Below are 13,203 nucleotides of genomic sequence, written 5' to 3' on the forward strand. Positions count from 1 at the left end.
GGCTCGGCGGCTTCGCGCAAAGCTTCCGCATGCGGTGGCTTTGGCGGTATGGACAGGCGATGTCCGGTCTCGTCCCCGAATTCGCCGATCATCTCCGCCGCGACCGGCGGCGATCGGTCCATACGATCCGCGCCTATGAGGCGACGGCCAACCGGCTGCTGCATTTCCTGGCGGGTCATTGGGGCGGCCCGGTCGATCGTGCCGCGCTGGGCAAGGTCAGCTCGGCTGACCTGCGCGCCTATCTGGCGCAGCGGCGCGGCGAGGGGCTGGGCAATGCCTCGGCCGCGCGGGAATTGTCCGCGGTTCGCGGCTTCCTCGCCTTTGCCGGCGGTGAGACGCCGCGCCTCAAGGGCCCGCGCGTCAAGAAGGGCGTGCCGCGCCCCGTCTCCCCGGACGAGGCGGTCGCGCTGGCTGAGGATGTCGAGGAGAATGCGGCCGAGCCATGGATCGGCGCGCGAGACTGGGCGGTGCTGATGCTGCTCTACGGTGCGGGCCTGCGCATCGGCGAGGCGACCGGGCTGACCGGTGCCGCGCTGCCGCTCGGCCCGACGCTCAGCGTCACCGGCAAGCGCGCCAAGACGCGGATCGTGCCGCTGCTGCCGCAGGTGCGCGAGGCGATCGAGACCTATGTCGGGATCTGCCCCTGGCCGATCGCGCGCGACGCGGCGCTGTTCCGGGGCGCCAAGGGCGGTCCGCTGGCGCCGGGGATCATCCGCCGGTCGGTCCAGGCGGCGCGGACCCGACTGGGTCTGTCCGAGCGGACCACGCCGCACGCGCTGCGCCATAGTTTCGCGACTCATCTGCTTGGGCGCGGGGCGGATCTGCGCGCGCTGCAGGAATTGCTCGGCCATGCCAGCCTGAGCTCGACCCAGATCTATACCGCGGTCGATGCCGCGCATCTGCTCGATGTGTACCGGAACGCCCATCCGCGGGCATAGCGGTCGCTTCCCGCGGCGTCACAGCACGTTGAGCCCCAGTTCGTTGACGAGCAGGGCGGCCTGGTCGCGGGAGATCGTCGCGCCGCGGAACAGATGAGCGTCGACAAGCCGCAAGCCGCCCAGGTCGGCCCCGCGCAAATCGGCACCCTCGAAGCGCGATCCCGTCATGGTCGCCTCGCGGAGGCTGCAATTCTCGAAGATCGCGGCGCGGAAGTCGCATTTGCGCAGGTCGGCCTGCGCGAAATCGATCTTCTTCAGGGTCTGCTTGTGGAAGGAATATCCCGGCAGCTTCGCATGGATCAGCAGGGTTTCGTCGAAACGGACACCAAGGGCCCTGGCATCGGTCAGGTCGGCACCCGTCAGCTTGCACCGTTCGAATGTCGCCGTGGTGAGGGTCGATCGACGCAGGACGCAATTGTTGAAGTCGCTGGCGACGAAGGTCGCGTCGCCGAGATCGGCACCGATGAACGTGGCGAAGGCGCCGCGGCAGGACCGCCAGGCGGTGCGCTCCAGTTTCGAGCCCGCGAAATCGGCCCGGCGCAGAGTGCATCGCTCGAACGTCCAGCCTGACAGGTTCAGCCCGGCAAGGTCGGCTTCCTCCAGGTCGCAGTCGATCAGGCTGGCGGGCGACGATGACGGAATCAGGTCCTCGACATCGGCGCGTCTCATCACCCGTTCGCGAACGGTGCGGTCGAAAAACAGGTCATCCATCGGAGGACTGGTAGCCCGGTCAGGCAGCGTAATCCACGTCCGCGGCTGGTGGCGGCACTATTGGCCGCGCTTCCAGGTCAGCAACCGCCAAAGATAGACCAGGACGATTCCGGCCATGATCGTCACTGTCGCGGGGCCGACGAAGCGGTCGAGCTCATGGAAATTGGCGCCGAGATAATAGCCGCCCCAGGTCAGGAAGGCATTCCAGATCGCGCTTCCCGCGGCCGTCCACAGCAGGAAGCGCCAGCGCGGCATGCACGTCATGCCGGCGGGCAGCGAGACCATGGTGCGGAAGGTCGGCATGAAGCGGAACACGAAGACGATCCAGTCGCCATGCCGCTTGAAGAAGGCGTGGAGCCGCTCGACATCGTGCCAGTCGACCGTCAGCCAGCGGCCATAGCGCTCGACCCAGGGCCTCAGCCCGAGATAGCCGAAGCGCCGGCCGATCGCGTACCAGAAATAGTTGCCCAGAACGGTGCCGGCGGTGCCCGCCACCAGCAGCGGCAGGATATCCATCTGCCCGCGCGCGACCGCCATGCCGCCCAGCCCCATGATCACCTCGGACGGGATCGGCGGGAAGACATTCTCAAGCACCATCAGCAGGAAGATGCCGAAATAACCGCCCCAGGCGGTCAGGTTGATGATGAACTCGGTCAAGGATCCCCTTCTCGTCTACCGGAGGGGAGCCCTACGCACGCCCGACCTTCGCCTCGATCGCCTCCCAGATCAGCCCCGCCACGTCGGTCCCGTCGAACCGCTCGATCGCGACGATCCCGGTGGGCGAGGTGACGTTGATCTCGGTCAGCCACTTGCCGCCGATCACGTCGATGCCGACGAACAGCAGCCCGCGCTTCTTCAGTTCCGGCCCGAGTACCGCGCAGATCTCCTGCTCCTCGGGCGTCAGCACGGTCTTCTCGGCCGATCCGCCGACCGCGAGGTTTGACCTGATCTCGCCCGCCCCCGGCACGCGGTTGATCGCCCCCGCGACTTCACCGTCGACCAGCACGATTCGCTTGTCGCCCTTGGCCACGTCGGGAAGGAATGCCTGGATCATGTGCGGCTCGCGATACGCGGTGTTGAACACCTCGATCAGCGCGGAAAGGTTCGCGCCGTCGCTGCCGACCTTGAAGATCGCCTTGCCGCCATTGCCGTGCAGCGGCTTGACCACGATCTCGCCATGCGTCGCAAGAAAGGCGCGGGCTTCGTCGAGCGACCGCGTGACCAGCGTCGGCGGCATGAAGCGCGCATAATCCAGCACGAAGACCTTTTCCGGCGCGTTACGGACATTGGCCGGGTCGTTCACCACCAATGTCTCGTGCGCGATCCGCTCGAGCAGATGGGTCGCGGTGATATAGCCCAGGTCGAAGGGCGGGTCCTGCCGCATCAGCACGACATCGGCCTGCTTGCCGAGATCGAGGCTGACCGACTCGCCGAACGTGAAATGGTCGCCCGCGACGCGCCGCACCGTCACCGGATGCGCCCTGGTCCAGACCCGTCCGTCCGAATAGTTCAGGTCCTCGGCGGTGTAATGGAACAGGCTGTGACCGCGCGCCTGCGCCGACAGCATCAGCGCAAAGGTCGAATCGCCCGCGATGTTGATTGAATCGAGCGGGTCCATCTGGACGGCGACGGTGAGCATCGATGGACCTCTTCTTCGTTCCCTGGAGGCGGCGATGTAGGGTGGCGTCGCGCGGAAGTCACCCGATCCACGCATTCTCGATGTGACGCGGCCGTGTGCCGGGGGCGAGCAGGATCACATCCACGCGGATATCGTCGCCCGGTCCGGCATAGCGCGCCATCAGATATTCCGCCGCCGCCGCGACGCGCGACAGGCGGCGCTCGTCGATCGCGAAATCCAGGTCGGCGGAGGTCTTGCGCATCTTCACCTCGACGAACGCGATGAGGTTGCCGCGCCGGGCAACCAGATCGACCTCGCCCGCGGGCGTGCGCACGCGCCGGTCGAGGATTCGCCAGCCCTTGAGCCGGAGCCACCAGCCGGCCAGCCTTTCGCCCCGACGGCCCGAGGCTTCGGCGACACGGCGGTCTCTAAAGCCCCTCGCCTTAAGGGGAGGGGTTGGGGTGGGGGATTCCGGTTTCGTCACAGGGTGGCGCCTGATCGTAGTACCGAACGGGGCATCGAGCCCCGTCCGCCGCTGCCCCGCCCCCTACCTCTCCCCTGAAGGGGAGGGGCTGAAGAAAGAGAGGCCATCACCCCTTCATCTCCAGCGCCCGGGCATAAAGCTCCTTGCGATCCACCCCGAGCTTCTTCGCCACCTCGCTCACCGCCTTCGCCATCGGCAGCCGCGTCAGTGCCTCGGTCAGCGCCGCCTCCGCATCGTCGACGCTGGCCGCCTCGGGCTCCCCGGGTGGCGCCACCACCACCACGATTTCCCCCTTGGGCGGCGCATCGGCGTAGCGCGCGGCCAGTGAGGACAATGTCCCGGTCACCGCCTCCTCGAATCTCTTCGTGATTTCCCGGGTCACCGCTGCCTCCCGGTCGCCAAGCCCTTCGGCCAGCGCTGCCAGCGTTGCCCCGAGCCGGGGCCCGGATTCGTACAGCACCAGCGTCGCCCGCACCGTGCCGATCTCGGCGATCGCCGCAGCGCGCGCCTGCGCCTTGGGTGGCAGGAAGCCGCAATAGAGGAACCGGTCGGTGGGCAGGCCCGCCAGTGTCAGCGCGGCGATCGCGGCGCACGGCCCGGGGATCGTCACCACCAGATGCCCCGCCGCCCGCGCGTCGCGCACCAGCTTGTAGCCGGGATCGGAGATCAGCGGCGTGCCCGCATCGGATACCAGGACGACCGCCTCGCTGCCCATCCGCGCGATCAGGCCGGGCCGGACATGCTCCGCATTGTGATCATGATAGGGTGTCATTGGCCGTTTGACGCCGATATGACGAAGCAGGCCCGCCGTCACACGCGAGTCTTCGACCGCAACTACGGCGGCGTTCGAGAGTATATGCGCGGCGCGCGGGCTCAGATCGCCAAGATTGCCGATCGGGGTGGCAACGATATAGAGACCGGGCGCAAGTTCGGCGTTCATTGGAGCAGTCATGACAGAGGCCCTATCGATACCGCAACGGGGAGCGAAGCTTCTTCGTGCAGCAATCATTGCCGGGGCGCTGATCCTGAGCGGCTGTCAAGCCGTCGTTCCACGCGGTCCCGGTCCCGTGGCACCGCCGCCGCCCCGCCCGGTGCAGGATAACGGACAGGTCCAGCCGGGCATTCCGGTCGATGTCGCACGCCACCGCGTGGCGCTGCTGGTGCCGCTGACCGGTACCAATGCCGGGGTCGGCCAGAGCCTCGCCAACGCGACCCAGCTGGCCCTGCTCGACAGCAGGAACGAAAAGGTGCGGATCACCACCTACGACACCAATGGCGGTGCCGCCGCCGCCGCGCAGCGCGCCCTGGCCGAAGGCAACCGGCTGATCCTCGGACCGCTGCTGGGTGAGGATGTCCGCGTGGTGACGCCGATCGCGCGGCGCGCTGGCGTTCCGGTCATCAGCTTCTCCAACGACGTGACCGCGGCCGGGAACGGTGCTTATCTGATGGGCTATGCCCCCGCCCAGGCGATCGAGCGCGTGGTCGACTATGCCAAGGGTCGCGGCGTCACCGATTTCGCCGGGCTCGTCCCCAACGGCACCTATGGCGAGCGCGCGTCCACCGCGTTCCTGCGTTCGGTCGAGAGCGCGGGCGGGCAGGTACGCTCGCTGCAGACCTATGATCGTGCCCCCGGATCGATCACCTCGGCGATCACGCGCATGGCGCAGAATTCGCCGTTCGGCGCTGTGCTGATCGCTGACAGCGGGGCGACCGCCGCCACCGCCGCGCCGCTGATCCGCAAGAATGGTGGTGCCGCCGCCCATATTCTCGGCACCGACCAGTGGAATCTGGAAACCTCGATCGGAACCCGGCCGACACTGAACGGTGCCTGGTTCGCCAGCGTATCGGACAATCTCTACCGCCAATATGCCACCAAATACCGCGCGCGCTTCGGGGCAGGGCCATATCGCCTGTCGAGCCTTGGCTATGACGCGGTGCTGCTGACGGTGCGGATCGCGCGCGACTGGCCGGTCGGCAGCCCGTTCCCCGAGGCGCGCCTGCGCGATGCGGGCGGATTCGCTGGGATCGACGGCCCGTTCCGCTTCGGCCGCGACAGCGTCGCCGAGCGTGCGCTTGAGGTGCAGGAGATTCGTGGCGGCACGACCGTGGTGGTTTCCCCGGCGCCGACCGGCTTCTGATTCAACCCGCCCGCCGGGCGGTGCAGCATGGAACGGACTCGCGCACCTTGCGTGCGGGTCCGCTCTTTCTCACGGTTGATGAAATGACAGACGGTTGACGGGCCACGAAACGCACGTACCGAATGGAATCCCATCGTTACCCCGGCCTTGTTCGGCAACGATATCCTTCGAATATGTCAGCTTCCCCGGCTTCCGCCGGGGAAGAAAAAGAATACATGCCCTGAGGGGATAGGCACGGCGTGTTCCCGACGCTCCTGTCCAATAGACCGCATGCCCGTGGCGGGGCGGGGTAAAACCGGTACGAGCAGCGGAAAATTCCGGCCTTTTTCCGCTGCTTTTCCGCTGTTTTTCCGTAACAGGGAAACCGGTGCTTATGCCGTTGAGAATGCTGCGATAATTCGACGCTGAAATCCAACATAACAGCGGAAGAAAAAACGGACTCGCTGAAACGGCGCTGTTGGTGGAAAATCAGGCTGCGTCGTTGACGATCTCGGGCAGGATCGCATCGAGCAGCAGCATGCCCGCCTCGGTGACGGTCAGGTGATCGCCCTCCCGCAGCAATAGCCCCTGATCTTCGAGCAGGGTCGCGGCGGGCCAGTGGATCAGGGCATCGACGCTGGTTTCTCCCAGCCTTGCGATCCGGGCCAGGTCGACGCCTTCGCGCAGTCTCAGCCCCATCAGCAGGGCCTCGGTCGCGCGGGTGTGCGGGGCGAGCGGTTCCTCGCTTTCGGCGCCGTGCTGGTTGCGCTCGATCGCGCTCATCCAGTTCTCTGGCTTCTTGCGGCGCACCGTGGCGAGCCCGCCGCGCCGGCCATGGGCGCCGGGCCCGATCCCGGCATAGTCGCTATAGCGCCAATAGGTCAGGTTGTGCCGGCTCTCCGCACCCGCCCGGGCATGGTTGGAGATTTCATAGGCGGGGATGCCGGCCGACGCGGTGATGGCGCGCGTCGCCTCGAACAGATCGGCCGCGCTGTCGCCATCGGGAATGACGATCCGCCCCGCCGCCGCTTCGGTCGCGAAGCGCGTGCCGGGCTCGATGGTGAGTTGGTAGAGCGACAGATGTTCGGTGCCGAAGCCGATCGCCCGGGTGAGCTCAGCCTCCCAGTCGGCCAGCCTTTGATCGGGCCGGGCATAGATCAGGTCGAAGCTCACCCGGGAGAAGGCATGCTGCGCGGTGTCGAGCGCGGCCAGCCCCTCTCTCTGGTCGTGCGCGCGGCCGAGGAACTTCAGCGCGTCGTCATCGAGCGCCTGGAGGCCGAGCGATACGCGGTTCACCCCCGCCGCGGCGATATCGGCGAAGCGGGCGGCCTCGACCGAGGAGGGGTTGGCCTCAAGCGTGATCTCGACATCGGACGCGAAGCCCCAGGCGCGTTCCGCCGTCTCGATCACCGCCGCGACCGTTTCGGGGGGCATCAGCGACGGGGTGCCGCCGCCGAAGAAGATCGAGCCGAGTGTCCGGCCCGGCAATTGCTCGGCCTCATGGCGCAGGTCGGCGAGCAACGCGGCGCGCCACGCGGCCTGGTCGACCTCGGCGCGGACATGGCTGTTGAAGTCGCAATAGGGGCATTTCGACACGCAGAACGGCCAATGGACATAGAGCGCGAGCGGCGGCGTTTGGGGATCGTTCATGCGCCCCCCATATGATGCCGCGAACGAGGCGAGGGAAGATGCGGTTTCTGCTGATGACATTGGCGTTGCTCGCGACGGGCTGTTCTGCCGCCGCCCCGCCGCAGCGCGTGGTCGAGGAACGCAGCTTCTCCGGCGTGGCGCCGCGTGGTCAGGCGCTGCTGCGTCAGGCAATGATCGAGGCGCATGACAGCGCCCGCGCGGCGGCGGGCGTGCCGGCGCTGGCGTGGAACCAAGCCTTGGCGGCCGATGCCGAGCGGTACGCCCGGGAGATGGCGCGCACCGGCAAGTTCGAGCATGCGGAACAACCCATGGGTCCCGGGCGTCAGGGCGAGAATCTGTGGACTGGAACCCGCGGGGCCTATCGTTACGAGGAAATGGCGGGCCACTGGGTCGATGAACGCCGCTATTACCGTCGCGGCGTGACGCCGGATTTCAGCACCACCGGCCGCTGGGAGGACGCCGCGCACTACACCCAGATCATCTGGCGCGGCACGACCCAGTTCGGTTGCGCGATGGCGAGCAACGCGAAGGACGATTATCTGGTTTGCCGTTACACGCCACCGGGTAACGTCGTCGGCCAGATGCCGACCTGAAATCCCTCTCCCGGCGGGAGAGGGAAGGGGCCCGCGCCGAAGGCGTGGGAAGGGTGAGGGCGACGTCAGTTGCCAAGGCGCGCATCACCCTCACCCTTCCGCAGCTTTGCTGCTCCCTCCCTCTCCCGTTGGGAGAGGGAATTTTACAGCACCGCCGCCATCATCGCGTCGAACGCCCGCGCACGATGGCTGATCGCCTTCTTCGCATCAGGCATCTCGGCGAAGGTCTGGTCGCTGCCCTCGGGCACGAAGATCGGGTTGTACCCGAACCCGCCGGTCCCGCGCGGTGGCCATGTCAGGCTGCCGTCGACCCGCCCCTCGAACCACTCGACATGCCCGTCAGGCCAGGCGAGCGCGAGCACGCACATGAAATGCGCATCGCGGCTGGCGTCGGGGCCGGTCGCCTCAAGTGCGTCGTTGACGCGCTGCATCGCGACCTTGAAGTCCTTGCCTTCGCCGGCCCAGCGCGCGGAGAAGATCCCCGGATCGCCGTTCAGCGCATCGACGCACAGGCCGCTATCGTCGGCCAGCGCCGGCAGGCCGGTCAGGTCTGCTGCCTGAAGCGCCTTCAGCTCGGCATTGGCGAGGAAGGTAGTGCCGGTCTCCTCCGGCTCGGGCAGGTCCAGCGCCGCGGCCGACAGCGGCTCGATCCCGTACGGCCCGAGCATCTCAAGGATCTCGCGCACCTTGCCGGGGTTGTGGCTGGCGATGACGAGCTTGCCGGGGACAAGCTTGCGGATCGCCTGGGGCTGGACCTCGTCGGTCATTTCGCGACTGCCCTGGCCTGGGCGGCGAAGATGTCCGCGCAGCCGATGCGGGCGAGGCGGAGCAGGCGGAGCAGCGCTTCCTCGTCATAGGTCGCGCCTTCGGCGGTGGCCTGCGCCTCGGCGATGTTGCCGTTCTCGAGCAGCACGAAGTTCGCGTCGGCGTCGGCGTTCGAATCCTCGTCATAGTCGAGGTCGAGCACCGGCGTGCCGTTATAGATGCCGCAGGAGATCGCCGCGACCTTCTGGCTGAGCGGATCGACCGTGAGCTTGCCCGAGGCAAGCAGCCCGTCGATCGCGAGCCGCAGCGCGACCCACGCGCCCGAGATCGAGGCGGTGCGGGTGCCGCCATCGGCCTGGATCACGTCGCAATCGAGCACGATCTGGCGCTCGCCGAGCAGCTTCATGTCGGTGACGGCGCGAAGGCTACGGCCGATCAGCCGCTGGATTTCCTGGGTACGGCCCGACTGCTTGCCCTTGGCCGCCTCGCGCTGGCCGCGCGTATGGGTGGCGCGGGGCAGCATGCCATATTCGGCCGTGACCCAGCCTTCGCCCTTGCCGCGCAGGAAGGGAGGCACCTTCTCCTCGACCGAGGCGGTCACCAACACCTTGGTGTCGCCGAAGCCGATCAGCACTGAGCCTTCGGCATGGCGGGTGAAGCGCGGCTCGATCGTGATCGTGCGCATCTGATCGGGGGTGCGGCCTGATGGGCGCATTCTGGAATCTCCTGGAACTGGGCCCTGCCACCTAGACGCGACAGGGAGAACGCGCCAGTCTTGGTGGCGGTCATGGAGACAATATGGTGCGCATTTGGGTCCTAGCGGCGATGGCGTCGTTGATATGTTCGACGGCGGCATTGGCGCAGGCACAGCGGCCTTCAGACACGGTCACCGTTCGCATTCGCACAATCCACAATCTCTGCCTGGGGCTTTGCCCTGACTTTTCGGTGAGTATCGCGACTGACGGTAGTGTCACGCGGCGCGCTTTCGAGCCGGGTGGGGAGGAAGCCATCGAGACCGACCGATATGCTGTTGGCGCCTCCGAACTTGCCGACTTCAGGCAGCGACTGGCCAAAATACGGCCTGTCGGGGATCGTCAGTTCGGGCGACCCTGCCACGTGTACCAAAGACTCAACGCGTATGGGAGTCCGGTCTCGGGTGGGATTCGTCGCGGCGTAAGTCATTATGACATCGAGTGGCGCGGTAGCGTAGCGTCATCACGCCTGAGAGCCTGCTACGAAGATCAGCGCGTTCGCCATACCTTGTTCTCCGCGCTGGCCGCCGCGCGCATAAATCCGATCAACGGCAGGCGCCTCAGAGCGGGTCAAACCGCCTCCGTTACCGAATGGTGAAGACTGACGGGGTGACAAGCCGTGTTGAGACGCGCATCCTTGCTCCTTACATGACACCCATGTCCGCCCCGCCCATCACTGAGCTCAACGATCGCGCGCGCGACGTGTTTCGCGTTGTAGTGGAAAGCTATCTCGATACGGGCACGCCGATCGGGTCGCGCACCATCGCGCATCTATCTGGCCTCAATCTTTCGCCTGCCTCGATCCGCAATGTGATGCAGGATCTTGAGGAGCTTGGGCTGCTTGCCTCACCCCATACCAGCGCGGGGCGGTTGCCGACCGAGATCGGGCTTCGCCTGTTCGTCGATGGGATGATGCAGGCGCTGGAACCGTCGGCCGAGGAGCGCGCCGCGATCGAATCGCGCGTGTCGCAGGTCGGGCCGGTCGAGGAAGCGCTGGCCGCGACCACTGCGGCGCTCTCCGGCTTGTCGGCCTGCGCCGGGCTGGTGCTGGTGCCCAAGCGCGAACTGGTGCTGCGCCAGATGAGCTTCGTGCCCTTGTCGGCCGACAAGGCGCTGGCGGTGCTGGTGAGTGAGGACGGGGCGGTCGAGAATCGCGTGATCGATCTACCCGCGGGCGTATCCCCGTCGGCGTTGGTGGAGGCGGGCAACTACATGACCGCGATGCTCTCCGGCCTGACGATTGCCCAGGCTCGCGCCCGGATCGAGCGTGAGATCGGAGAGGAGCGCGCGCTGGTCGACAATGTCGCGCGCGCGCTGGTCGAACGCGGACTTGCGATCTGGAGCGAGGACGGCAATCGCCGCCCGGTGCTGATCGTGCGCGGGCAGGGCCGGCTGATCGATGCCGCCGCTGCCGCTGACCTCGAGCGGATCAGCGATCTGCTCGACGATCTCGAGGGCAAGCAGGAGATCGCGCGGCTGCTCGACAGTGCCGGTGCCGGTGATGCGACCCGCATCTTCATCGGCGCCGAGAATAAATTATTCTCGCTTTCGGGATCATCCGTCATTGCGAAACCCTTTCGCGGGCTGGATGGACGCGTGGTCGGCGTGGTCGGCGTAATCGGCCCGACTCGGTTGAACTATGCCCGCGTCGTGCCCATGGTGGATTTCACTGCCGCGACACTGGCGCGGCTCATGCCATAACAGGATCGAAGCGACCCAAGATGATTGAAGACGAAAAGATCGAATCGCCCACCGCCGAAGACCTGCGCGAGGAAACCGCCCAGGCTGCTCCCGAGCTTGCCGACCATGATCGCGTGGCGAAGCTCGAGGCCGAACTGGCCGAGGCGAAATCGGGACTGCTCTATGCCCATGCCGAGGCGCAGAATGTGCGTCGCCGCGCCGAGAAGGAAGCGGCTGACGCACGAACCTATGCGGCCACGGCGTTCGCGCGCGACCTGCTCTCGGTCGCCGACAATCTCGCCCGCGGGCTCGAAGCCATCCCGGCCGAGCTGCGCGAGGACGAGAAGCTCAAGAACCTCATCACCGGCCTCGAAGCGACCGGCCGCGAGCTCGAATCGGTGTTCCAGCGCCACGGCATCAAGAAGATGAGCACCCTGGGTGAGACGCTCGACCCCAATTTCCACCAGGCGATGTTCGAGCTGCCGAGCGACAAGCCGGTCGGCACGATCGTCCAGGAAATGCAGGCGGGCTACATGATCAAGGATCGCCTGCTGCGCCCGGCGCTGGTCGGCGTGGCGAAGAAGGCGGACTGAATTTCTACAGCTCCTCCCTCGAAGGGAGGAGCAAGGGGTGCATGTGAACGACAATCTCACCACCGACCGCGCCAGCTTCGTCACCCACCTCGAATGCTCCATGACCGGCGAGCGCTACGAGGCCGACACGCTTCACGGCCTGTCGCGTGTCGGGCGGCCGTTGCTCGTGCGCTACGATCTCGACATGCTCCGCGCGATGATCCCGCGGGCGATGGTCGCCGCCCGCCCGACCGACCTGTGGCGCTGGCGCGAACTGCTGCCGGTGCGCGCGACCCGCGACGTGGTCAGCCTGGGTGAGATCGAGACGCCGCTCGTGCCGATCCCGCGTTCGGGCGGGCCGAACGTGCTGGTCAAGGACGAAGGGCGGCTGCCGACCGGATCGTTTAAGGCGCGTGGTCTCGTCATGGCGGTGTCGATGGCCAAGGCGCTTGGCGTGAAGAAGATCGCGATGCCGACCAACGGCAATGCCGGCGCGGCGCTCGCCGCCTACGCGACGCGCTGCGGGATCGAGACGATCGTCTTCTGTCCCGATGATACGCCCGAGATCAACGTGCGCGAGATCGCGTTGCAGGGCGCGCGCGTTTACCGCGTCAACGGGCTGATCGACGATTGCGGGGCGATCGTCGGCAAGGGTGCGGCGGAAGGGCTGTGGTTCGATTTCTCGACCCTCAAGGAGCCGTACCGGATCGAGGGCAAGAAGACGATGGGGCTGGAACTGGCTTCCCAGTTCGGCTGGAAGTTGCCCGACGCGATCTTCTATCCGACCGGCGGCGGCACCGGGCTGATCGGCATGTGGAAGGCGTTCGACGAGATGGAGAAGCTCGGCTGGATCGGATCGCAGCGCCCGCGCATGTTCGCGGTTCAGGCTTCGGGCTGTGCACCGATCGTCCGCGCGTTCGAGGCGGGCGAGGAACATGCGGAACGCTGGGAGGACGCGGCGACGGTCGCGGCCGGCATCCGCGTGCCCAGGGCGGTGGGTGATTTCCTGATCCTGCGGGCTGTACGCGAGAGTGGCGGGCAGGCCGTGGCGGTAGGCGATCCGGCGATCCTGAAGGCGGTTGACGATGCAGCCAGGAAGGACGGACTCCTGCTTTGCCCCGAAGGCGGCGCGACGCTCGCTGCCTATAAGGAGGCGTTGCGCACCGGGCTGGTCGACGAGGACGAGCACGTCGTGCTGTTCAACTGCGCAACGGGCCTGAAATACCCGATGCCCGAGGCAAACGCGGCGCTCGACCGTCATTCGGAGATCGACCTCGCCGCACTGTGAGGTTCAGGTCACCTGGCCGCGGTTCTCGTCCCGGT

14 protein-coding genes are annotated in these 13,203 nt (G+C 66.8%); 6 read left to right on the forward strand and 8 right to left on the reverse strand.

What is annotated here, in order from left to right; all coding sequences use genetic code 11:
* The first annotated feature begins 59 nt into the window (after nt 1-59).
* Nucleotides 60-938 carry a tyrosine recombinase XerC gene (locus P0Y59_23650; protein WEJ99855.1) on the forward strand — a complete coding sequence of 293 codons (879 nt, stop codon included), beginning with the start codon at nt 60-62 and terminating at the stop codon, nt 936-938.
* Between the two features lie 18 nt (nt 939-956).
* Here P0Y59_23650 and P0Y59_23655 read toward each other — a convergent pair whose 3' ends face one another.
* From P0Y59_23655 to rsmI, 5 genes are all read right to left on the reverse strand, one after another.
* Nucleotides 957-1,649 (reverse strand): pentapeptide repeat-containing protein, encoded by a 693-nt coding sequence (locus P0Y59_23655; GenBank protein WEJ99856.1) that lies wholly within the window; start codon nt 1,647-1,649, stop codon nt 957-959.
* A gap of 57 nt (nt 1,650-1,706) precedes the next feature.
* Complete coding sequence (locus tag P0Y59_23660) at nt 1,707-2,306, reverse strand: DedA family protein (protein ID WEJ99857.1); 600 nt, start codon at nt 2,304-2,306, stop codon at nt 1,707-1,709.
* 31 nt (nt 2,307-2,337) lie between these two features.
* Nucleotides 2,338-3,288 carry a glutathione synthase gene (gshB, locus tag P0Y59_23665; protein ID WEJ99858.1) on the reverse strand — a complete coding sequence of 317 codons (951 nt, stop codon included), beginning with the start codon at nt 3,286-3,288 and terminating at the stop codon, nt 2,338-2,340.
* A 58-nt stretch (nt 3,289-3,346) separates the two neighbouring features.
* The gene (locus P0Y59_23670; protein WEJ99859.1) at nt 3,347-3,751 is read right to left on the reverse strand and encodes a YraN family protein; all 405 of its coding nucleotides are present in this window, start codon (nt 3,749-3,751) and stop codon (nt 3,347-3,349) included.
* A gap of 106 nt (nt 3,752-3,857) precedes the next feature.
* Nucleotides 3,858-4,691, reverse strand: a complete 834-nt coding sequence (gene rsmI / locus P0Y59_23675; protein ID WEJ99860.1) for a 16S rRNA (cytidine(1402)-2'-O)-methyltransferase — start codon at nt 4,689-4,691, stop codon at nt 3,858-3,860.
* A 10-nt stretch (nt 4,692-4,701) separates the two neighbouring features.
* Between rsmI and P0Y59_23680 the strand changes: the two genes are divergently transcribed.
* Entirely contained in the window at nt 4,702-5,889 is a 1,188-nt protein-coding gene (locus tag P0Y59_23680; GenBank protein ID WEJ99861.1) for a penicillin-binding protein activator, read from the forward strand.
* A 468-nt stretch (nt 5,890-6,357) separates the two neighbouring features.
* Here P0Y59_23680 and hemW read toward each other — a convergent pair whose 3' ends face one another.
* A complete protein-coding gene (gene hemW / locus P0Y59_23685) occupies nt 6,358-7,518 on the reverse strand; it encodes a radical SAM family heme chaperone HemW (GenBank protein ID WEJ99862.1) in 1,161 nt (386 codons plus the stop codon).
* Between the two features lie 38 nt (nt 7,519-7,556).
* Here hemW and P0Y59_23690 point away from each other — a divergent pair, with 38 nt between their 5' ends.
* Complete coding sequence (locus P0Y59_23690; protein WEJ99863.1) at nt 7,557-8,111, forward strand: CAP domain-containing protein; 555 nt, start codon at nt 7,557-7,559, stop codon at nt 8,109-8,111.
* A gap of 143 nt (nt 8,112-8,254) precedes the next feature.
* Here the strand turns inward: P0Y59_23690 and rdgB are convergent, their stop codons facing one another.
* Complete coding sequence (gene rdgB, locus P0Y59_23695) at nt 8,255-8,878, reverse strand: RdgB/HAM1 family non-canonical purine NTP pyrophosphatase (GenBank protein ID WEJ99864.1); 624 nt, start codon at nt 8,876-8,878, stop codon at nt 8,255-8,257.
* Nucleotides 8,875-9,591 carry a ribonuclease PH gene (gene rph / locus P0Y59_23700; GenBank protein ID WEJ99865.1) on the reverse strand — a complete coding sequence of 239 codons (717 nt, stop codon included), beginning with the start codon at nt 9,589-9,591 and terminating at the stop codon, nt 8,875-8,877. The genes rdgB and rph overlap by 4 nt, the downstream gene beginning before the upstream one ends.
* A 694-nt stretch (nt 9,592-10,285) precedes the next feature.
* Here rph and hrcA point away from each other — a divergent pair.
* Genes hrcA through P0Y59_23715 form a run of 3 tightly spaced genes read left to right on the forward strand, consistent with a single transcriptional unit; the run spans nt 10,286 to nt 13,168 of the window.
* Nucleotides 10,286-11,329 carry a heat-inducible transcriptional repressor HrcA gene (gene hrcA, locus P0Y59_23705; GenBank protein WEJ99866.1) on the forward strand — a complete coding sequence of 348 codons (1,044 nt, stop codon included), beginning with the start codon at nt 10,286-10,288 and terminating at the stop codon, nt 11,327-11,329.
* 20 nt (nt 11,330-11,349) lie between these two features.
* Nucleotides 11,350-11,901 carry a nucleotide exchange factor GrpE gene (grpE, locus tag P0Y59_23710; GenBank protein ID WEJ99867.1) on the forward strand — a complete coding sequence of 184 codons (552 nt, stop codon included), beginning with the start codon at nt 11,350-11,352 and terminating at the stop codon, nt 11,899-11,901.
* Between the two features lie 43 nt (nt 11,902-11,944).
* Entirely contained in the window at nt 11,945-13,168 is a 1,224-nt protein-coding gene (locus P0Y59_23715; GenBank protein WEJ99868.1) for a threonine synthase, read from the forward strand.
* Nucleotides 13,169-13,203 lie beyond the last annotated feature (35 nt).

Source organism: Candidatus Sphingomonas phytovorans (assembly GCA_029202385.1).
GTDB classification, from domain to species: domain Bacteria; phylum Pseudomonadota; class Alphaproteobacteria; order Sphingomonadales; family Sphingomonadaceae; genus Sphingomonas; species Sphingomonas phytovorans.

Excerpts from the sequence above, each read along its gene's own strand:
- P0Y59_23650 (WEJ99855.1), top strand. The coding sequence starts at position 60 with ATGTCCGGTCTCGTCCCCGAATTCGCCGATCATCTCCGCCGCGACCGG.
- P0Y59_23655 (WEJ99856.1), bottom strand. The coding sequence starts at position 1,649 with ATGGATGACCTGTTTTTCGACCGCACCGTTCGCGAACGGGTGATGAGA.
- gshB (WEJ99858.1), bottom strand. The coding sequence starts at position 3,288 with ATGCTCACCGTCGCCGTCCAGATGGACCCGCTCGATTCAATCAACATC.
- rsmI (WEJ99860.1), bottom strand. The coding sequence starts at position 4,691 with ATGAACGCCGAACTTGCGCCCGGTCTCTATATCGTTGCCACCCCGATC.
- P0Y59_23680 (WEJ99861.1), top strand. The coding sequence starts at position 4,702 with ATGACAGAGGCCCTATCGATACCGCAACGGGGAGCGAAGCTTCTTCGT.
- hemW (WEJ99862.1), bottom strand. The coding sequence starts at position 7,518 with ATGAACGATCCCCAAACGCCGCCGCTCGCGCTCTATGTCCATTGGCCG.
- P0Y59_23690 (WEJ99863.1), top strand. The coding sequence starts at position 7,557 with ATGCGGTTTCTGCTGATGACATTGGCGTTGCTCGCGACGGGCTGTTCT.
- rdgB (WEJ99864.1), bottom strand. The coding sequence starts at position 8,878 with ATGACCGACGAGGTCCAGCCCCAGGCGATCCGCAAGCTTGTCCCCGGC.
- rph (WEJ99865.1), bottom strand. The coding sequence starts at position 9,591 with ATGCGCCCATCAGGCCGCACCCCCGATCAGATGCGCACGATCACGATC.
- hrcA (WEJ99866.1), top strand. The coding sequence starts at position 10,286 with ATGTCCGCCCCGCCCATCACTGAGCTCAACGATCGCGCGCGCGACGTG.
- grpE (WEJ99867.1), top strand. The coding sequence starts at position 11,350 with ATGATTGAAGACGAAAAGATCGAATCGCCCACCGCCGAAGACCTGCGC.